The organism is Cytobacillus sp. Bac17 (assembly GCF_024519925.1).
Lineage (GTDB): Bacteria > Bacillota > Bacilli > Bacillales > Cytobacillaceae > Cytobacillus > Cytobacillus pseudoceanisediminis.
This window is the reverse complement of sequence record NZ_JALJRC010000016.1, coordinates 18,421-38,922: the sequence shown is the minus strand read 5'-3', so window position 1 is coordinate 38,922 and position 20,502 is coordinate 18,421. Positions and strand designations below refer to the sequence as shown.

The 20,502-nt window shown below is 42.8% G+C and carries 19 protein-coding genes; 5 read left to right on the top strand and 14 right to left on the bottom strand.

Going from position 1 to position 20,502, the window contains the following annotated elements:
- Nucleotides 1–25: 25 nt before the first annotated feature.
- The 3 genes from NR125_RS17815 to NR125_RS17805 all read left to right on the top strand — a co-directional run bounded on the left by NR125_RS17815 (nt 26) and on the right by NR125_RS17805 (nt 2,570).
- Nucleotides 26–844, top strand: a complete 819-nt coding sequence (locus NR125_RS17815) for an MBL fold metallo-hydrolase (protein ID WP_226280802.1) — start codon at nt 26–28, stop codon at nt 842–844.
- A 239-nt stretch (nt 845–1,083) separates the two neighbouring features.
- A complete protein-coding gene (locus NR125_RS17810) occupies nt 1,084–1,431 on the top strand; it encodes a hypothetical protein (RefSeq protein WP_009335932.1) in 348 nt (115 codons plus the stop codon).
- 176 nt (nt 1,432–1,607) lie between these two features.
- Complete coding sequence (locus tag NR125_RS17805) at nt 1,608–2,570, top strand: D-2-hydroxyacid dehydrogenase (protein ID WP_256815852.1); 963 nt, start codon at nt 1,608–1,610, stop codon at nt 2,568–2,570.
- A gap of 29 nt (nt 2,571–2,599) precedes the next feature.
- On the opposite strand, the gene NR125_RS17800 is transcribed toward NR125_RS17805, so the two are convergent.
- From NR125_RS17800 to NR125_RS17780, 5 genes are all read right to left on the bottom strand, one after another.
- Complete coding sequence (locus NR125_RS17800; RefSeq protein ID WP_009335934.1) at nt 2,600–3,277, bottom strand: DUF421 domain-containing protein; 678 nt, start codon at nt 3,275–3,277, stop codon at nt 2,600–2,602.
- Nucleotides 3,278–3,391: 114 nt separating this feature from the next.
- Nucleotides 3,392–4,348: a DMT family transporter gene (locus NR125_RS17795; RefSeq protein WP_050807845.1), complete on the bottom strand. Its 957-nt coding sequence runs from the start codon at nt 4,346–4,348 to the stop codon at nt 3,392–3,394.
- 198 nt (nt 4,349–4,546) lie between these two features.
- On the bottom strand, nt 4,547–5,947 hold the full coding sequence (locus NR125_RS17790; protein WP_009335936.1) for a M28 family peptidase: 1,401 nt from the start codon (nt 5,945–5,947) through the stop codon (nt 4,547–4,549).
- A 202-nt stretch (nt 5,948–6,149) separates the two neighbouring features.
- Nucleotides 6,150–6,710 (bottom strand): FAD-dependent oxidoreductase, encoded by a 561-nt coding sequence (locus tag NR125_RS17785; RefSeq protein ID WP_251175358.1) that lies wholly within the window; start codon nt 6,708–6,710, stop codon nt 6,150–6,152.
- A gap of 92 nt (nt 6,711–6,802) precedes the next feature.
- Entirely contained in the window at nt 6,803–7,033 is a 231-nt protein-coding gene (locus tag NR125_RS17780) for an excisionase family DNA-binding protein (protein ID WP_009335938.1), read from the bottom strand.
- 206 nt (nt 7,034–7,239) lie between these two features.
- Between NR125_RS17780 and NR125_RS17775 the strand changes: the two genes are divergently transcribed.
- The gene (locus NR125_RS17775; protein WP_009335939.1) at nt 7,240–8,898 is read left to right on the top strand and encodes a PAS domain-containing sensor histidine kinase; all 1,659 of its coding nucleotides are present in this window, start codon (nt 7,240–7,242) and stop codon (nt 8,896–8,898) included.
- Between the two features lie 58 nt (nt 8,899–8,956).
- Here NR125_RS17775 and NR125_RS17770 read toward each other — a convergent pair whose 3' ends face one another.
- The 3 genes from NR125_RS17770 to NR125_RS17760 form a co-directional block, all read right to left on the bottom strand.
- Entirely contained in the window at nt 8,957–10,123 is a 1,167-nt protein-coding gene (locus NR125_RS17770) for a toxic anion resistance protein (protein ID WP_256815850.1), read from the bottom strand.
- Nucleotides 10,120–10,776 (bottom strand): 5-bromo-4-chloroindolyl phosphate hydrolysis family protein, encoded by a 657-nt coding sequence (locus NR125_RS17765; protein ID WP_009335941.1) that lies wholly within the window; start codon nt 10,774–10,776, stop codon nt 10,120–10,122. Before NR125_RS17765 ends, NR125_RS17770 begins: the two co-directional genes overlap by 4 nt.
- 384 nt (nt 10,777–11,160) lie before the next feature.
- Nucleotides 11,161–12,264, bottom strand: a complete 1,104-nt coding sequence (locus tag NR125_RS17760; protein ID WP_256815849.1) for an SH3 domain-containing protein — start codon at nt 12,262–12,264, stop codon at nt 11,161–11,163.
- 287 nt (nt 12,265–12,551) lie between these two features.
- Between NR125_RS17760 and NR125_RS17755 the strand changes: the two genes are divergently transcribed.
- On the top strand, nt 12,552–14,468 hold the full coding sequence (locus NR125_RS17755; RefSeq protein WP_256815848.1) for an alkaline phosphatase family protein: 1,917 nt from the start codon (nt 12,552–12,554) through the stop codon (nt 14,466–14,468).
- Nucleotides 14,469–14,551: 83 nt separating this feature from the next.
- On the opposite strand, the gene NR125_RS17750 is transcribed toward NR125_RS17755, so the two are convergent.
- From NR125_RS17750 to NR125_RS17725, 6 genes are all read right to left on the bottom strand, one after another.
- Nucleotides 14,552–16,015: a PAS domain-containing sensor histidine kinase gene (locus NR125_RS17750; RefSeq protein ID WP_009335944.1), complete on the bottom strand. Its 1,464-nt coding sequence runs from the start codon at nt 16,013–16,015 to the stop codon at nt 14,552–14,554.
- A 105-nt stretch (nt 16,016–16,120) separates the two neighbouring features.
- Entirely contained in the window at nt 16,121–17,500 is a 1,380-nt protein-coding gene (rlmD, locus tag NR125_RS17745) for a 23S rRNA (uracil(1939)-C(5))-methyltransferase RlmD (protein ID WP_217027453.1), read from the bottom strand.
- 295 nt (nt 17,501–17,795) lie between these two features.
- A complete protein-coding gene (locus NR125_RS17740; RefSeq protein ID WP_009335946.1) occupies nt 17,796–18,731 on the bottom strand; it encodes a diacylglycerol kinase in 936 nt (311 codons plus the stop codon).
- Nucleotides 18,732–18,985: 254 nt separating this feature from the next.
- The gene (locus NR125_RS17735) at nt 18,986–19,603 is read right to left on the bottom strand and encodes a TetR/AcrR family transcriptional regulator (protein ID WP_256815846.1); all 618 of its coding nucleotides are present in this window, start codon (nt 19,601–19,603) and stop codon (nt 18,986–18,988) included.
- A 59-nt stretch (nt 19,604–19,662) separates the two neighbouring features.
- A complete protein-coding gene (locus NR125_RS17730) occupies nt 19,663–19,920 on the bottom strand; it encodes a hypothetical protein (RefSeq protein WP_256815845.1) in 258 nt (85 codons plus the stop codon).
- Nucleotides 19,921–20,048: 128 nt separating this feature from the next.
- Nucleotides 20,049–20,408 carry a hypothetical protein gene (locus tag NR125_RS17725; protein ID WP_009335949.1) on the bottom strand — a complete coding sequence of 120 codons (360 nt, stop codon included), beginning with the start codon at nt 20,406–20,408 and terminating at the stop codon, nt 20,049–20,051.
- Nucleotides 20,409–20,502: the final 94 nt, after the last annotated feature.

The window sequence follows — 20,502 nt, the reverse complement described above, 5'->3', positions numbered from 1 at the left end:
GGAAAGTTCATCTACTGAACGCTATATGCCCATGACTTCCTCCACGAGCGGAATGATTGTTAATGAAGCGGATGGAGTCTACTGCCTGACAGTTCAGATTGTGAATGTTTGTTTTGTGCGAATATCAGAAAAGCCCGGCGACTGGGTTCTGGTTGACGCAGGCATGCCAAAATCTGCAGAAAAAATTATGGATGCGGCGGAAGAACTCTTTGGAGAGAACGCAAGACCGAAAGCCATTATTCTTACACATGGCCACTTTGACCATGTTGGTGCAATTATTGATTTAGTTGAGCACTGGCAAGTTCCTGTATACGCTCATACACTCGAAATGCCATTCTTAACAGGACAGCAGGATTACCCAAAACCTGACGCGAGTGTTGAAGGCGGACTTGTCGCAAAGATGTCCCCCACTTTTCCGCATGAAGGCATTGATCTCGATACCCATATTCAGCCTTTCCCTGAAGACGGAAATGTTCCCCATATGGAAGGATGGATATGGATTCACACACCAGGTCATACTCCCGGCCATGTTTCCTTATTCAGGGAGTCGGATCGCGTGCTGATTGCAGGTGACGCTTTCGTAACAGTGAAGCAGGAGTCCTTATATAGTGTGCTCACCCAGGAACAGGAAATCAGCGGCCCGCCCCGCTACCTCACAACTGATTGGGATTCTGCCCGGACTTCCGTACAGAAACTTGAAGCCCTTCAGCCAGATGTCGCCATCACCGGTCATGGCATTCCAATGGCTGCTGCTGTATTAAGGGAAAGCCTCGCCAAGCTCGTAAATGATTTTGATGAAATTGCCGTTCCTGATCACGGAAAATATGTAGACGGGGAAGGCTAAAAACAAAAGTGTAAGCGCCTCGCTCACCCCTGACACCTCGAGGGGGCAGGCGCTGTGAGCCAGCCGTGAATAAACTTATCCTCAAACTTATTTACACGTTGCGATTTTTTAATTTTCTGGTAAACAATAAAAAAGCGAGGTTCACCAAATCGGGTGGATCTTGCTTTTTTGATGTTTAAAACAATCAAAAAAAGGAAGAGTATAATAAAACGAATTTTAATAGTTCAGGAGGTTCATACATGCATCTTGAAAACTTTACAGGACAAAAAATTCAAATAAAATTCAAGAACTTCCCAAATGATCTCGTCGGCTCCATCACAGGCATTTATCAGCCCGATGAATGGTACCTTGTTAAACTGATCAAAACAGAAAGCATGGGAATATGGGTTGAGAATCCTTGCTTCAAACGCACTATGGTCAAAGAGGAAGACGGTACCGACATCCCAGAAGAACAGCAGAAGGAAGAAGATTGCGTCACCCATTTTCTGATCCGCTGGGATTATATCAGTTCTGTCATTACCTTCCCGGATAAACAGACACTCGGCGTTGATAAGAAAGCAAAATTAATAGGGTTTCAGCCCTCTTAATAGATAATTAAGCCCCCGGGTCCATCGCCCGGGGGCTTTTTGTTTTCGTACCGCTCAACCTCAACAAACTTATTTATCTTATGATAGCTATTTTATTCGAAAAGTTCACATTTATAGTTTTATAGACTATGATATATTTACCGACTTTTCAAAAAATAAAATTTGGAGGAACACACATGTCAAATAGAACCTGTATCGTCACACATGATCTGGAACCCTCACAGATTGATAAAATTAAAGAAATCATCCCCGATTGGGAGCTCATATCCGGAAAAGATTCAGCAAACTGGCACAATGAGCTGAAAGAAGCCGAAGTGATCGCCGGCTGGAAAAAGGAACTAAAAGAGATGGTCCTTGAGGGAAACAGCAATCTTCGCTGGTTCCAGTCCTGGAGTGCCGGGGTCGATTCTCTGCCCCTGGCAGAAATGGAATCACAGGGCATCCAGATTACCAGCGCAAATGGCGTACATGCTAACCCCATTTCAGAAACGATTTTCGCATTAATGCTTGGGCTCACCCGCAAAATCCATACATATGTAAAAAATCAGCAAGCTAAGGTATGGCACCATTCTGGAATGAAGCTTGAAATTCACAATAAAACCATCGGCATGATTGGCACCGGAGCCATCGGGAAGGAAACTGCCAGGATTGCCAAAGCATTCGGCATGAAGGTTATTGGGGTTCGACACTCCGGAAAACCTGAAGAGTATATAGATGAAATGTATACTTCCAGCCAGTTGAACGATGTGCTGCCTCTATGTGACTATGTTGTCGTCACACTTCCGCTTACACAGGAAACACGGCAGCTATTCGGAGCCGAACAGTTTACCCGCATGAAGGACACTGCTTTCTTCATCAATATCGGCCGGGGTGAAATTGTAAAAGAAACAGATTTGATTGCTGCACTGCAGAACGGACAGATTGCCGGTGCAGGGCTGGATGTATTTGAAAAAGAACCGCTTTCTGAAGACAGCCCGCTATGGGAACAGGATAATGTCATCATTACCCCGCATACTGCCGGATCGACGGAATACTATACCAAGCGTGTGATTGAAGATATATTCATTCCTAATTTAAAGGAGTACATAATCAGCGGTAATCCCGGCATTAATCAGGTAGATTATAAAAAGGGATATTAATAAAGAGAGCCTTGCAGCATTCGCAAGGCTCATTTTTTATAAGATACGATATAAAACCCTTCTTCTTCCGACCACTCTGCACAGAAAATATCTTTGATATTATGGTAGCCTTCCGTTTTAATAGACTCCCTCAGCCAATCCCCATCTTTCCCCAGTAATTTAATGCCGTCTTCCACTACTTCTCCTTCATCAATCAGTAAAGTTGAAGGTTTCTTTTCCTTCACCTCAAGTTTCATCAATTCAGGAGTGACAGGCTCTTGTTTTTGGTATTTCATTACACTTAAGCCGCCATTGGTCTCAAGGTAAGCGTATTTAACTTCATTCATGCTGAATATTCCTTTTTGGCGCAGCATTGTTCTCAGCTGTTCCATTTCAAGATGGTTTTTCTCCATCTCCTTCACATTCAGCTTGCCATCCTTGACAAGGACCGACTCCCTTCCCTTTAAAATCGCCCTGAATATATTTTTCTTTTTTGCCAGAATTTCAATAATGTAAATAAATGCTCCCCACAATAAAGCCGAATAGATCACCTGCAGCGTTGTTATTTTTTCATCATAAATGGTTTCCTCAATAATCCCTCCAAGAACAACCGCATAAACAAAATCAAACGGAGTTACCTGTGAAAGCTCCTTCTTTCCAAGAATTCGGGTAACAGCTAACAAGGCAACTAGCCCAACAGCCATTTTTACTGTTATTGATAAATACATCAATGCTCCTCCTCTCTCTATATCCTCTCTATTCCCCTTACCAGACTTCGAATACACCTTTTCTCCTATTCCACTTTTTGCAAAAAAAAGTGATCCCTATGTCAAGAGACCACTTTACATATACTGGCTATTTTCTTTTCTCCGCTTCCTGAATACTAATTCCTCCAATGCTCCGGATCCTGAAATGACACCTCCCACAATAAGAACCAGCCCGAGCATATGGTTTATAGTAATTACTTCACCAAGAATGAACGCTGAGCCTGCCAATGAGAAAAAGGTATTCAGGTTCAAAAATATACTGGCTTCTGCAGGCCCAATATTACGGATGGCTGTGTTATAAACCATATGGCCGATAGCTGTTGCCAATACGGCAGATGCGGCAAATGCAGCCCAAACATAGGCTGGGGCTTCGGTTATACCCTTAAGTCCGCCGGGTTCCATTATGCTGGCCATTACAAAAAGGATCACCCCTCCAAAAATCAGCATATAGCCTGTCAGCAATCGCGGATCAAGCGTTTTCGAAGCCTTGCTGATTACAATGAAGCTAAGAGCCTGTGAAAGAATGGACAGGAACACAAAGAAATCTCCTGGAGTTAAGCTCGATATCCCTTTATTTCCTGAAAGGACAATAAAGGTCACGCCTGCACCCCCAAGCAGAAAACCCAGAACCTGGATGCCTGTAGGCTTATTGCGCAGCAGAATGGAAGACAGTATGGCTGTTAAGAGCGGACCTGCACCTAGAATAAGCCCCCCATTCACCGCACTTGTTCCCGTTAAGCCTATAGCCAGAAAAAGATGGTGGCTGACAACACTTAAAAGGCCGCCAAATACAATGTACGAGATTTCCTTCCGGCTCGGCTTTCTTACTTTCCCCATTATGCTTAATATCAAAAATACGGTTATACCCGCAGTTAGTATTCGCAAAGAAGTAATCGAAACCGGAGGAAAATAACTGACAAGAATTTTTATAATGCTCACATTCAATCCCCATAAAGCCATGATGGAAATGAGGAGAATGTATGTTTTTATGTTTTTCACATCGATCCTTCTTTCCAGAAAATCCAAGTTCATAATTTGTATCATTTTATCATATTTCAAATGGGAAGATGACTTTTTAAGGCTTTAAATATGAAAGTGATGGCATGAAAAACACCCATCTGGACTGTTGGCATACCAGGGTTTTTCGGTGGATGAACAACCGTGAAAAGCGCAAAGCAGCTGTATAATAGCAAGAGCAGCCTCCCATCAAAGGAACGGCTGCTCTTCTGCTTATTTTACATCTAACTCGTGAACCATTTCAGGTGCTGCTTTCATTTTATGCTGCTTTTTCGGTTTAGGGCCCATGTTATCAAAACGCGCCTTATCATAAATGGCAGCACCTACAACCTCCGCTACATCCTGAAGCTTTTCTTTGCTGATTTTATCAATTGTGTCTTCTGGAGAGTGGTACCATGGTTCAGTTGGGCTGTGAATGAATAACGCGGCTGCAATGCCTGCTTCGGCAAAAGGCACATGGTCACTTCTGCCTCCCTGGTATACTGGGGTCGGCTCACCGTTCAGCCTTTCACTGGATGCTTGAGAAAGTTCTGTTACAAGATTTTCTTCTCCATCCAAAGTCATCATTACTAAATCGCCTGCATCCTTGCTTCCCACCATATCAAGATTAAAGTTTGCAATGGTTCTGCTGATTTCGTCGTCAGAAAGACTGTCAACATAATGATAAGATCCAATCAATCCCAGCTCTTCTGCACCGAATGTTGCAAAGCGGATCTCCGTATCTGTCGGAATATCCTTGAATACGCGTGCCAGCTCTAATGTCATCGCTGTTCCGGAAGCATCATCATTCGCTCCAGGAGCCCCTGCTACAGAATCATGGTGTGACCCAACCACAATAATGTCATCGTTTGCTTTCTTATTGTTGGTTGGTTTCTTTGTGGCAATCACGTTGTGGGAAACCTTTTCTCCTGCATCCGCACCTTCAATGGATAGGGATGCTGATAAAGTTTCACCGCTCTCCAGCAATGCAAGAATTGCCTCACCTTCTGCTTTTGACAGGGCTAACGCCGGAACATATTCTTCATTATGAGCTCCAAGCGTACCGCTTAATGGACCCTCTGCATTATTAAAAATAACTACTCCGGCAGCCCCTTTTTCTGCTGCATTTAAAACTTTCTCGGCAAAAGAAATGGAACCGCGCTGGATAAGAGCAATTTTGCCTGTGAGATCAACGCCTTCCAGTTCTTCCTGTGTGCCTAGCCCAGCAAATGCCAGCTCCCCGCTCACATCCCCATTGACTGAATAGGTAAAGGATCTTGGCTGCAGTTCTCCTCCATAGCCATCAATAGTCACTTCCATACTGCTCGGAGGAGTATATCCATAAAAAGTGAATGGCTGAATCTCTGTTTCATAGCCATAGGATTCGAATTGGCTTTTAATATACTGAACAGCGTTATACTCCGATTCCGTACCGGCTACACGCGGGGTTTGTGAAAGATAATCAATATTATTATAGATATTCTCTGCATTAATTTGATTGACTACCTTCTTGTCGAATACATTTACAGGCTGAGTCTGTTTAACGTCTGACGGATGTGCAAAAACTGCCTGTGTCCCAATAGCTCCAAAGATAAGAGTCGAAGCTAATGCCACTTTTAAAATTGGTTTTCTCATCTAGTACCTCCAATAGAATAATAGATTCCGCTCATTAAATTTTATAATGTTTCGAAAACTCTTATAAGGGTACAAGATACTAGAGTACAGTAGGTACAATCATCTATATTTTGGGTATATTGTCAATATTAGTAAATATCTAATAGGAAAAATAGACAAAAAAAGAAGGCTGCCCCACCCCAGGTACGCCTTCTTTCCTTCTTTATTTCATTATATCGTGGTCCACATAGCGCTCGCCGTTCAATTCACTGATTACGTTAATTGCAACTTTTGCACCGTCTCCAGCTGTAATGATTGTATGGACGCTAACTCCTGCAACGGTTCCGGCTGCCCAAATGCCATCGACATTCGTCTTGCCGTCAGCATCTACATCCAGAACCGTTTTAATGCGCGGCTCGGTGCCTGCTTTAGTCTTCAAACCGGCTTTTTCTGCTAAATCAGTAGATACGCCAGCTGCTAAAATCACATGCTTCGCTGAGTACGATTTTTCTCCTGCTGTTATTGTAAAAATTCCTTCAGCTTTTTCAATGTTATCAACAGTTCCTTCTGCGATCTCTGCCCCAAACTTAGCTGCTTGCTTTTTGCCTGTTTCAATCAGTTCCGGTCCAGTAATTTCCATAAGGCCATAATGATTTTCTACCCAGGCACGTTTAGTCATGCTTTTATCATTGTCCACAACCACTACCTTCTTGCCCGCTTTTGCAGCAAATAGCGCAGCACTTGCACCAGCAGGGCCTGCACCTACAATTAAGATATCAAACATCCATACTTCCTCCTTCAACACATTATTTACTTATATGTTATCTAATTTAATAATAATTGTAAAATAATGTGATTTCAGTAAAATTGTCCAATTTAATCTTCATCTTTGATATCCCGATCCTCCGGTATCGGCTCATTTAGTATTTCTTCCACCAGCTCCCTGTATTTTTCCACCTGCTTTATATGGGCACTAAATTGTTCCTTATATATTAAATACTGTTCTCCATCATAAATGGCGCGTATTTTCTTTTGCTGAATCAAGCTTTCTACATATGACTCAGGGTAAGATAAATATTCTGCGGTTTCTTTAATGGTAAGATACATGCTTGTTCTTCCCTTTCTAATTCCCTTATAATATGGTTTTACTATTTTCTAGGCACTAGAAGACTCTACTAAAATCATATAGAATAGAAACTGTAAATAATTTGTATATGCAACTTATATTCTTTTATTATACAGCGAAAAAATACTATTTGACTGAATTCCAGCTCTTTTTTCAGCCAGATAGAGAACAGGAGAAATATAAGCTAATGAATAAAAAATGGTTATTGGGCTTATATGTGATCATCAGCCTTATTTGGGTATTCGGAACGAACTACCTTTTGCATATGCTGGAGCCCTCTTCTCTTGTCAGCTTCCTTTTTAGAGCAAAAGAGTTTCTGTACATTATCGTTACAGGCTGGCTGCTCTATTATTTTATTGGCAAAAGAGATGAGCTTATTGCCTCAAGGGAAGATGAAAAACGTCTTTCCACTTTAATTAACTCCATGGTGGATTTTGTCAATTTCAAAGACGGCCATGGCCGCTGGATCGAGTCCAATGAATTTGGACTCAAATTGTTCAATCTTGAAAATGTCGATTATAAAGGCAAAAGGGATTCTGAACTGGCCGAGTACACAGATTTTTATGCAGACGCACTGCGCTACTGTGAAACATCAGATGAGGAAGCCTGGAAAAACGGCAAAATTACCCGTCTGGAAGAAGTCATCCCATTGCAGGACGGAACAGAAAAAACGTTTGATACGATTAAGGTACCGCTCTTCCATGCAGATGGAAGCCGTCAGGGTCTCGTCATAATCGGCAGAGATATTACAGAAAGAAAGCATGTGGAAAAGCTTCTTGCCGAAAGCCAGCAGCAATATAAATCCTTGTTTGAATATAATACTGAAATTGTCTTTATGACAGACCTTCATGGCACCATCACGAAAGTAAATCCCCAATTCAAAGCGGTAACAGGATACAGTCCTGATGAGACATTGGGTAAGAGCATTAATGAAATCATACCAGCTCCTTATAAAATGAAGGCCATTAAAGGCTTTAAAGGCATCCTTAAGGATAAACAGCCCAAAACCTGCGAATTTGAGTTCAATCATAAAAATGGCAGCAAGCTCACTATCCAATGCACCGCACTTCCGCTCATTGTGAACGGTCAAATTGCCGGAATCATCGGCTATGGAAAAGATGTGACAAAGCTGCGGCAAGCTGAAGAAAGACTGCGCCGCACCGAAAAGCTTTCTGTGGTTGGAGAGCTGTCTGCCAGTGTGGCGCATGAAATCAGAAATCCGCTGACATCTTTAAAAGGCTTCGTGCAGCTCATGCAGCTGGAAGATGAAAAGCATCAATTCTATTATCAGATCATGCAGGAGGAGCTGGACCGGATCAACCATATTGTCGGCGAGCTGCTGCTCCTTGCCAAGCCTCAGGATATTTGTTTTACAAAAGCGGATGTTCAGAAAATCCTTTTTAATGTCATTTCGCTTTTAAAAACAGAAGCCAGCATGCACAATGTCCAGATCGAATTTCTATTAAAATCGGATGTGTATATGATTGAATGTGAACCAAATCAGCTAAAGCAGCTATTTATTAATATAATAAAAAATGCCATTGAAGCATCAAGTGATGGCGGTAAAGTAACGGTTACGCTGCAGGCGGAAGACCGGCAGCTGACTATCCTGGTTAAGGATAATGGCTGCGGCATGTCGGAAGAACGCCTTAACAGGATTGGTGAACCTTTCTATTCATCCAAGGAGAAAGGAACTGGCCTCGGACTTACAGTCAGTTTCAAAATTGTCCAATCCCATAATGGTTCCATTTATTTCAATAGTAAAAAAGGGAAAGGAACAGAAGCTGTCATCAAGCTGCCAGTAAGAAAAAATACATCTGCCCCTGAGGCTGGATTAACAGTTTAACAGTAAAGAGCGATGTTCAATCAAACGTTTGATTGAACATCGCTCTTTTTTAACCCTGCTAATTCCCCTTAATCTCCAGCAGCTTCTGCCTCAAATCATTTTCCATATTCGCCAGGTCGTGTTCTGCCTGCCGGCGTTTATGGCGGCCCTCCTCCTGGATTCTAAGGGTTTCTTCAAGAGTGGAAATCAGGTTCTCCTGTGTTTTCTTTAACGTTTCAATGTCGACAAGGCCCCGCTCATTCTCACGTGCTGTTTCAATTGTATTCATTTTCAGCATTTCGGCATTTTTCAAAAGAAGATCATTAGTTGTTTTCGAGACCTTCTTCTGGGCTTCGACAGCATGGCGCTGGCGAAGCAGTGTCAAGGCGATGGCCACCTGGTTTTTCCAAAGCGGGATAGCCGTCATGATGGATGACTGAATTTTTTCAACCAATGCCTGATTGGTATTCTGTATAAGGCGGATCTGCGGTGCGCTTTGAATCGTTATTTCACGGCTAAGCTTCAAGTCATAAAGGCGCTTATCCAGGCGGTCGGCAAACTGCATCATATCGTTCACTTCCTGGAACTTCATCTGGTCATTCGACTCTTCTGCCTTCTTCTTCAGCTCGGGAATCGTCTTTTCATGAAGCTCTTCAAGCTTCAGTTCACCTGCTGCAATATATACATTTAAAGCATGAAAATACTCTTTATTATTTTCGTATAGCTTATCTAACATGACAATGTCGGAAAGAAGTGCATTCTTGCTTCTTTCCAGTTTGACGCTGATGCGGTCAATCTGAGCACCTGTTTTTTGGTATTTGGATAAGACCTCCTGAACAGAGCCGGATATCTTTCCAAACATACGCGCAAAAAAGGTTGATTTCTCCGGCTTCAGCTCATCCGGATTCACATCATTGAATTTCTTCATCAGATCATTGATGATTGTTCCCACTTCACCAACATCTTTTTTCTGAACATGCTCAAGCATTGTATGAGAAAACGTCAGCAGCTTTGATTGAGCCGGTGTTCCGTATGAGATCATCGCCTGGTGATTGGCAGGATCGATTTGCTTTGCAAGCTGATAGGCTTTTTCCCGGTTTTCTTCCGGAATCATATCGATCAGCCTTGTCCGCTTTTCCGATTGCAATGGCGAGGGAGCTGCATCCTGCTTTTCCCCAAAAGGATCTGCCATCAGATCATCCAATAAATTAGTGTTTTTTAACAGGGACGGTTTATCTTCAGTCATTTTAATCTCCTGCTTTCATCATGAATTCTTGAATCTTTTATCTTCTCAATCGAATTCTTGGCAACATCAATTTCAAGATGAAGCTGATCAATATCTTCAGCTATAACCCTGTGAAGATCTTCCTCCACATGATGGGTAAGTGCATCGAGTGTACGTCTGGTCTCCTGGAGGGACTGATCCAGTTCACGGGATTTTCTCGGCTGGGAAGACAGAAAGACATACTTTTCCGCCAGCTCCACTGCGGAATCCAGATGAGAAAAGTAAAACTTCTCGGCCTGGTAAAAACGTTTCGGCTCACTCCTGGTCAGTCTGTAAATCCTTCTCGTCACCCTCATGAACTCCATGCGCTGCTTCAGCGTCGGGAAATGCCGAATCGAGAACATCGCTTTATGCAAACGGGTTATCTTGCGGCGCGCCTCATCAAGATTTCGCTTAATGTATTGGTATTCCCTTTTCGTCAATCCATGCTTTTTCAAAAAGCGGCGGCGCTGAATCAATCCCCCTGCCCAATAAGTAAGAAGCCCGGCTCCGGCTCCATATATCCCTGACAAAATGAAAGTTTGCCCGAATGCAAAGTAACTAGCCAGCCAAACGCTGACAGACAAAGGAACAGCCGTCAGCAAACGAAAAGCAAATGCTAAAAAGGAATTCATATTTATCGACTCCTACTCATAGTCCTACTTATTTATACGTTATTTATAAACCTAAAGTTTCATCCACAGACATATTTCAGCAAGAAAATCGCGAGCACCTTCGGAACAAGTCAACTCCGCTTGTTCCTGCGAAGAACATCCAAGGAGGCTTTGACTTGGTTCCCACCACCGGACCCCTCAAGGGGGCAGGTGCGAGCTATAAAGCAAAAAAAGGCGTACATCCTTAAATCTATTAAAACACTTTTAAAAAACTTCTCAAGTTATACGATACAAAATAACACGATTGCCCGCCATAGACCACAAAAGTAATCCTTGCTAAGACCTGAGACGTATATTTCCCTGCAAAAAAAGCACCTGCGGAAATTTCCCGCAGATGCTTTCTGGCTATTTTACAGCCAATGCACGCTTGCCCATGGCATCGTAGATCTTAATGAACTTATCCTTAGGCATTTTCACATCTTTCTGAACTGCTTCACTGTCATTAAAGTAAACATAATCTGCATCCACACCGGTTACGACAATGCAGTGCAATGGTGTCGGTGCACTGATCGTTTTGCCGGCAGGCGTTTTCCAGCTTCTATTATTCGGCATTTCATGGCTGATTGTAAACCATGCCAAAACAGGATTACCCTCTGAAACAGCCTTTTCTATTTCTGAAAAATCTTTTCCGGTCAGATTTACACCGCCTGGACGATACTGATCAAGCAGCTTTTTCAGCGGTCCCGGGTTTATCGTATGGCCGTTGCCAAAAGGTGTTCCGACAAACCCGACATCAGGATCCCCCCAGGTTTTAATAGAACCATCCGCATTTCTAACCAGCTTGGTTGAGTCATATGGCATTTCTTTTGCAAGTGTTGTTTTGCTTACATTCACTCCATAAAATTTCAATGCCATGGCAAGAGAAGTTACTTCACATCCGCTTGGCAGCTCCGGCCGCTGGGCAATGAGCGGTACATTGATCCTTGCCTGACGGGGATCACCAGCTGTCACATAATCACCGCTTACATACCCCGTGCTGCCGTTGTAGGAAATTTTATACCAGCCGTTGCTTTCCTTATGTATGACACTTAATAATGTTCCGTTTTTTAAAAGGCCGACACTGCTGTAATTTAATCCCGGACCTTTTCGGACATTTAATGATGTTGCATCCACCCGGTAAAGTTTTTCATTTGTTTTGACGTATTGGCCGCTGACATAGCCTGTTTTTCCATTATAGTTAATTTTATACCAGCCGCTGGCAAGGCGTTCAATTGCTTGTATACTGCTGCCTTGGGGCAGACTGCCGATCCGATCGTAATTTGTTCCGGGGCCTGAACGGACATTCAGACTGGTTGCATCCACTGTGTAAGTATAGGAAGCCGCTTCTGCCACTGCCTCGTTTGAAAAGCCTGGAATTATTGGTGACATGATTCCTCCTGCAAAAATAGCTGCAGCAGCAGTCCCTTTTAATAAAGCTCTTTTTCCATATGAACTTTTTATAATTGCCATATACTTTCCTCCATATCCTTAATTTATTTCTGTCGAATTTTGCAGACTACTCTAAAAATATCGATTCGGAAACTCCCAGTCTACCTTTTTGGGACTGGAAAAATATTATTGATTCTATTGAATCAGCTAATATGGGGGAGTCAGTATATTTGGCATCTGCATATCTTCCTTCTTCCTGCCATTCAATTAAGTGCCCCTAGCAGCAGAAAGACGATTTTTTGTTTATTTATAAGAAATACAGGGAATATGCTCTTGTACCAATTTACTTACACCTTGGAGGAAACATAATGAATAAGTACTATTTTTATATAATTATTTTTTTTATAGGAGCGATTGTATTTCCTTCCTCTGGATATGCAGAGGATCGGGTTGAACAGGAAAACAAGGTTGTGCTGATTTCATTTGATGGAATGAGAAATGACCTGACAAAAGAGTATGTAAAGAAAGGCAAGCTTCCCCACATTAAAGCACTCATGAAGAATGGAGTGGCCGCCAAGGATTCCAAAACCGTAACCCCATCGCTGACCGCCCCATCTCATGCGGCAATTGCATCAGGAGCAGCCCCGTCGGAAACCGGCATGGTCAGCAATAAGTGGCAGGATCCCCAAAAAGAATTGGCAAATGGAGAAAGCGCCTTCCATCAGCCGCTCGATAAAAGCCCGCTTTGGGCAGAGGCAAAAAAAAATGGCAAAACAACTGCCACAGTGCTGTTTCCCGGATCAAACCCCAGTGCAGGAACACAGGCTGATTACGCAGTTTATTATGGCGAAACCTGGGCAGAAAGTTCCCTGGATAAGCTTCAGTTCAAAAAAGCAGAGAGCTGGAAGCACACAGAAAGCAGCTTTAGCCCTTTAAAGGAAGCTATATTGAAGCTGCCATTAAAAAAAGCAAAGAATAAAGAAATTTATATACTGGCTTTAGACACTTCAGATGATGGAAAGACCAACTATAACCGCTTCATTTTTTCGGAAAATCGTTCGGCAGACCCCAAAGATGTCATTGTCAATGCCAACGAATGGGGGTCAATTCCTGTCGAAGCTGATGGCGAATCTGCAGGATTCTGGTTTAAGCTGAAAATTGACCCTGGCCTTGAGAAAGCAAGCATTTACCGGACAGCCGTTACGTCAGCCCTCATTGAAGGTCCCGACGGATTTGAAGAGGAGCTGCTTTCAAAATTCGGCTTTTTTCCCGTTCAGGATGATACAAAGGCCTTTGAAAAAAAGTGGATTACTAGAGAAGAGTACGAAGAAATCAGTTCACGTTTTGTCAGCTGGGCAACTGATGTGTCTCTTTATATTAAAGAAGAATACCAGCCGGATTTGCTGATGTTTTATACACCTCAAATAGATCATGAATCACATCACTTTCTGCTGACAGATCCACGGCAGCCAGGGTATTCAGAGGAAAATTCTCAAAAACATAAAAAATACATTGAATGGGCATACAAGCTTTCCGATAATGTCGTTGGACAGACGATGGATAGCCTTAACGGAGAAGACCACCTTCTTGTTGTATCCGACCACGGCATGGAGCCAGTTCACACCATCCTTGCCCCAAACACTCTTTTGAAAGAAGCCGGCCTCTTAAAGACAGATAATAAAGGCAAAGTGGATGAGGAGTACTCCAAAGCAATGGCTGTGGCCAGCGGGTCAGCTGCACAAATTTATCTGAATGAGAACCTCACTAAGAAAGAGAAGGAAAAGGCAGCAGACCAAGTAGAGAAACTCTTTAGCGAGTATAAAATCAAGCCGGAATTTCAGACGAAAGTCCTTAAGGGCTATTTAGGTGAAGCAGGTGATTCCATTGTGCAAGGGCAGGTCAGCCATTTTAATCAAGCAGCGAAGCAATTTTTCCATTACCTTTTTAGAAAGGAAGAAAAACCTTATCAAATTGCCTATGGAAATAAAAAAGAGAATAAGCACCCTAACCAGGGAGACATTTTGCTGCTTGGCTCAAGGGGCTATATGATGGGCAGCAGCCTAACAAGCCCCCATATGCCGGCCATTGAACTCGGCAGCCACGGAGGCAATCCTGATCGGAAAGAACTCAGGGCCGTTTTCTTTGCACACGGCCCTTCTTTTAAAAAGGAACACCGGATTAGCTCGATTACCACACTGGATATTGCCCCAACTGTCTATAAGCTGCTGGACATACCAGCTCCGGACTTCTTGGAGGGTGAAGTTCTAAAAGATGCTTTAGATTAAAAATACTGCCTTGCATGTGCTGCAAGGCAGTATTTTATTTTTGAAAATAAAAAACCCACCCCTAAAGAGATGAGCTGTACACACTATATACAATCCAATTCCACCATCACCGTAGTGCCTTTGCCTATAACACTTTCAATGGCCATCAAACCTTGATGCTCCTGAATAATCTTATTGCTGACTGTGAGCCCCAAACCGATTCCTTTATCTTTTGTCGTATAAAAAGGGGTCCCAAGATACTTCAGCATTTCACCATCAATGCCTGCTCCTTCATCTTCAAAAGCAATCCTTACACGTCTGCTCTCTATTCTTTCAGCACTAATATATACATTTCCGCCATTTGGCATAGCTTCAATCGCATTTTTTAAAAAGTTGACAAACACTTGCTTCAGCTGGGGAGGTGAGCATAATAGCATGATATCATTCTCAAAATGATTGAGATGGATTTGAACATTGTGAAGCAGTGCCTGCGGATGAAGTACATTAATCGTACTTTCAAGAATGGACATTAAGCTCCCTTTCTCAAACTCAATTGCCTGGGGTTTTGCCAGGGACATGAACTCATTGACAATGATATCAATCCGATCAAGCTCTTCCATAATAATGGATAAATAATCATCCTGTTTTTCCTGATTAACGCTGGATTGGAGCAGTTTTGAGAAACCTTTTAAAGAGGTCAGCGGATTTCTGATCTCGTGTGCAACCCCTGCTGCAAGCTGTCCGATAATGGAAAGGCGGTCCAAATTACGCAAAGCCGCATCATTATTAACTCTGTCTGTTATGTTTCTGCCTACTGCCACAAATAATTCAATCTCTCCTTTATCGTTTAATATAGGAGAAATGCTTGCCTCAACGAAAACGATTTCGCCATTAATGGTATCCATCTTTGTTTCAAGCAGCTGAGGCTCACCCGTTTCCAGCAGCTTTTGACATACCTTGCTAAACTTTTCTCTCTCTTCCTCAGAGTTTATGACAGTGCCGCAGGTCTTCCCAACAAGCTGCACCGGCGAATAACCCAAAACTTTTCCATGAGATGGGGATGCATAGATCAACGTTTGATCCTTTGTGAATACTTTGATCATATCTGTCGTATTCATCGTAATCAAATCGTACAGTTCCCTGGTTTTTCTTAATTCCCTCTCCATGCTTTTAAACTCTGTCATATCCCGGAAGATAGCCAAAACGGCGATGATTTTGCCCTTGGAATTTCTGAAGGGAGAATACGAAACCGATATATCCAGAACCGAACCATCCTGATGATAGCGCTGTGTGATCACATTGCTGTATACTTTCCCAAGCTTGACCAGTTTTATAATCTCCTTCACTTCTTCAGGGTTCTGAAACTCGGTAAACTTTCTGCCAATAACTTGCGCTTCGGTATAGCCAAAAATCACCGTATACATATGATTTACCCTTATAAAACGGTTCTCCATATCAATGATGGCAACCCCATCTGCAGTGCAGTTCAGGAACAAATCGAGTAATTCATCAGGATTGGAATAAATCGACTCACCATCATTGCCAAGTATCGGGAAATCATTGACCAATTAGCTCACCCCATTTAATAACTCTATAAACTATATTTTACAGAATTATAAGAAAAAAAGCAGGGGAATTCTTGAGAGAACCTAAAAAAGCAGCTTCCCAATAGGTCAGCTGCCCTCTTTCCATTCTAATCCAGCGACTGCTTCACAATGCATAGTCTGAGGGAACATGTCCACCGGCTGCACTTCGATTGTCCTGTATCCGCCATCCTCCAGAATACGAAGATCCCTTGCAAGCGTTCCCGGGTTGCAGGATACATAGACGACTTTCTTTGGCTTCATGCTTAAAATGGTTTTCAGCAGAGCTTCATCACAGCCTTTTCGCGGCGGGTCAACGACAAGCACATCTGCGGTGTTCCCCTTTTTATACCAGTCAGGGATTACTTCTTCTGCTTTCCCGACTGCAAATGAAGCATTTGTCATGCCATTTAAATCAGCATTCCGCTTCGCATCCTCAATGGCTTCCGGCACGATTTCAACGCCGAACACTTCTTTTGCTTTCTGTGCCAGAAAAAGAGAAATGGTGCCAATTCCGCAGTACGCATCGATAACCTGTTCTTCTCCGCTCAAATTCGCATATTCCAGTGCTTTATCATATAAAACTTTCGTTTGCTCCGGGTTCACCTGATAAAAGGAGCGGGCGGAAATCGCAAATTTGATATCGCCAATAAAATCATAGATCACTTCTTCACCCCAGAGGACTCGTGTGACATCTCCCATGATCACATTCGTCTTCCTAGAATTCACATTATGGACGATGGATTTAACACCTTCAATGCTTGATGCAATCTCTTCCACAATCCTTTGCTTATGCGGGAGCTCGTTCGTCCTTGTGACAAGGACAATCATCACTTCGCCTGTCACAAGCCCATAGCGCGCCATCACGTGGCGGAGCTCGCCTTTATGCCTGCCTTCATCATAAGCACGGACACCATAGCGTCCGCAAATTTCCTTTACCTTTTGTACAACCTCATCATTTTTTTCCTGCTGGATGAGACATTCCTTCATATCGATGATCTGGTGGGTACGCTGCTGGTAAAATCCGCCGATCAGGCCGCCCTCCTGCTCGCCAATCGGAACCTGCGCTTTATTTCTGTAACGCCAAGGGTCCTTCATGCCGAGAACCGGATGCACCTTGACGCCCTCAAGTTTTCCGATTCTTTCCAGAACATCTCTGACCTGTTTTTCCTTGGCGAGAAGCTGGCCTTCATAGCTCAGGTGCTGCAGCTGACATCCGCCGCACTCCTTATAAATCGGGCAGGGAGCTTCTACTCGGTATGGGCTTCTTTCATATGTCTCGATCAGGCGCCCAAAGCCATATCCCTTATTCACCTTAATCACTTTTACCTTTGCTCTCTCACCGGGAAGCCCATCCGGAACAAATAGAGGATAACCATCCACCTTTGCAACTCCTGTCCCTTCATGGGTCAAATCCTCAAATATAACATCTATATAATCATTTTTTTGAACCGGTAATGTTCTGCTCATCATTTTCTTCCTTTTCAGCTTAATTCCGTGACCTATTTGACTAGACAGATTGTATCACAAAAAAGGGGTGAATACGAAATAGATATGGTGCGGATTTTGAACCTGTATACCCTTTATCATGCCTATTTGAAAAACCCGCCACTCTATTAGCATATTTTCCAGTCTATTTGTAAGCTTACCCTGTCTGTTTGCAGAATCACCCTTCTAATTGCAGTAATACTATTCTAATTGCATCGTTCACAAATTCATGTGTTTTGCAAATAAAAGCCCGCCCTGTAAGAGGGCGGACTTCCTATTATTCGCGGGAACTTTCCCAATCGGTCGGGCGGTCTTCTTCACGAATCTGATCAATTGGGACAAATACTTCCAAATGCCTGTACAGGTTTACGAATTCAGCAGGAAGCAGGCCGCCAAATTCACCGTCCAGATTGAGCTGGACTTTTTCTTTGGACTGTACTTTGATGCGGTTTGCCTGTGTATAGATGACGTTCGGATCTTTTACATGCTCACCCCGGACAGCCATTGTCGCGATCCGGATAAAATCAGCAAGATTGGTTTTCTTTAATATCAGCAGGGAGAATAGCCCGTCATTTATACAGGAATCCGGCGCCAGCTTTTCAAAACCGCCGACTGAATTTGTCAGGCCGACAAGGAAAAGCATAACTTCACCTTCAAAGATTTTCCCGTCAAACTCGATGCTTACTTCGGTTGAACGGATGGAAGGAAGCATTTCAATTCCCTTTAGATAATAGGCAAGCTGGCCAATCATGGTTTTCAGCTTGCTTGGCACCTCGTAAGTCAGCTCTGTCAGCCTTCCGCCACCAGCAATATTAATAAAATATTTATCATTTATGCGACCAATATCGACAGGTATGGTATCTCCTTTTACAATGATTTCAGCAGCCGCATCCACATCTCTTGGAATATGGAGCGCACGGGCAAAATCATTGGTTGTGCCCGTTGGAATAATGCCGAGGCGAGGACGGTAATCCTGTTCAGCGAGTCCGTTTACCACCTCGTTAATCGTACCGTCGCCGCCTGCTGCAATAACCAGATCGAAGCGGCGTTCAACAGCTGCCCGTGCAGCTTTAATCGCATCTCCTTCACCTGTGGTGGCATGGCATGAGGTTTCATATCCTGCACTCTCCAGCTTTTGCAGAACCTCTGCTAAATGTCTTTTAAAAATTTCCCGGCCTGAAGTCGGATTATAAATAATTCTTGCTCTTTTCATAGCCATCATCCTATTATTGAAATATCTAAACTTAATCCTTATATATTATTCCATCTTTTTACATCATAGCGAATAGTCCACGGCTTAGCAATTATTCACTGCCATCCGTTTCTATTCTATTCACTTCCCGCTATTTTCACAAGTGGTCAGATGCACAAATGAATTATACCCTCATTAGGCAAAAAAGTATCGTAATTAAGTTATATTTCTTGGAGATGTAACTGAAATCGCATTAAGCAGGATGCAATTGAGCATTATTCCTGTTTCAGGTCCTTCAAAACAAGGCTCTTAACATAGTCAATAATGGATTTATATGGATACTCTTCATTAATTACCCTATGAAGCATTGCCCCGTCCATAAAAGTCCAGAATAATCCCGATAAATGGCTTGGATCTGCATCCGGACGGAATTTCCCGGCAGCCTGCCCTTCCTCCATAATGTCTGTTATCAATTTCAAAAAGAACTTCTTTCCTCGCTCGTTCAGAATTCGATTCAAGTTCTCATCTCTGGAGGAATGCAGCGTAAATTCCAGCTGAACAGTAATTCTATCTTTTCGTTCCTGGCTGAATGGGCTCATATCCCTATACAAATCAAAAAGATATTCCAGTTTCTCTTCCGCAGAAGAGAACTTGGAAATGTTCTCTGCAAGTCTTGCATTAGCTGATTCTGTCTGCTCATTCAAAAGCTCCAGATAGATTTCTTCCTTGCTTTTAAAATAATTATAGATAGCTCCCTTGCTGATTCCTGAATAAGCGACAATGTCATCAATGGTCGCTGCCTGAAATCCTTTTTTCGCAAAGCAGGCCAATGCACCCGCCAGGATCTCTTTCTTTTTCTTCCGCTTATATTCCTCTGATACGATAGGCGACAAGTCTGTCCCTCCATTGTATTTGTTTAGTCTCTGAGAAAATTATTCCCGCGCATTAAACATCAGCAGCACTTTTGACTGATGTCACTTCTTTTCAGAACTTCTTCTATATAAAGGCTGGCATGTTCACTCGTGATTTCTGTATTTTTCTCCGCCAATCCGGCCATTACCAGGTCTTCTTTCACTTTAGCGAGAAATAAATCTCTGATAGCTGCTGAACGGCATGGCTGCATCTGCGCTGCCAAGTCCCAGATCCATTGCTCAAGATGGACGCTCTTGTTCTTTTTTTGCATCTCCTGCGGAACCCGCCTTCTTCCCATATTTCTCACTCCCCAAGCATATTCTTATCTTTTAAAATAAACTGATTAGTCTTTTTATTGTAAGGATTTTTAAATGAATTTTCAAACTTTTCGCACACAAAAAAAAACTCCTAACTGTCCGTTAAGAGTTAATCCTGATCTATTTGGTTTTTATCCCGGTACATTGTTACTAATCCCCCAATCAGCATAAAGCAGGCAAATGCAATGGGAAACCAGCGCTCAAACCAGGATTCTTTATTGGGAAGTTCTTTGTGTTCCTTGTCCGCTTCTTCCGAAAATCCTCCTGTAATTTGAGCCATAATAAGATTGGTAAACTCATCTTCCCCCGGCATTTCCGGCAGGGAATTTTCCTCCTCGTCCATTGCTTCGAGGTATACTTCCAGGCATTGATCACATATATAGAGATGATCTTCATAGAGTTCACGTTCTGGTTCTGACAGCACATTTTTCACATATTTCCGCCATTCTTCCAATGAAAAATGATCCATGAAAAATCATCTCCTTCCAATGTTCCTGACAGCGTAGCGTTCAGGAGCATGAGAATATCCTGCTGGGTATTGCCGATCGTATAAATCCTGGGTT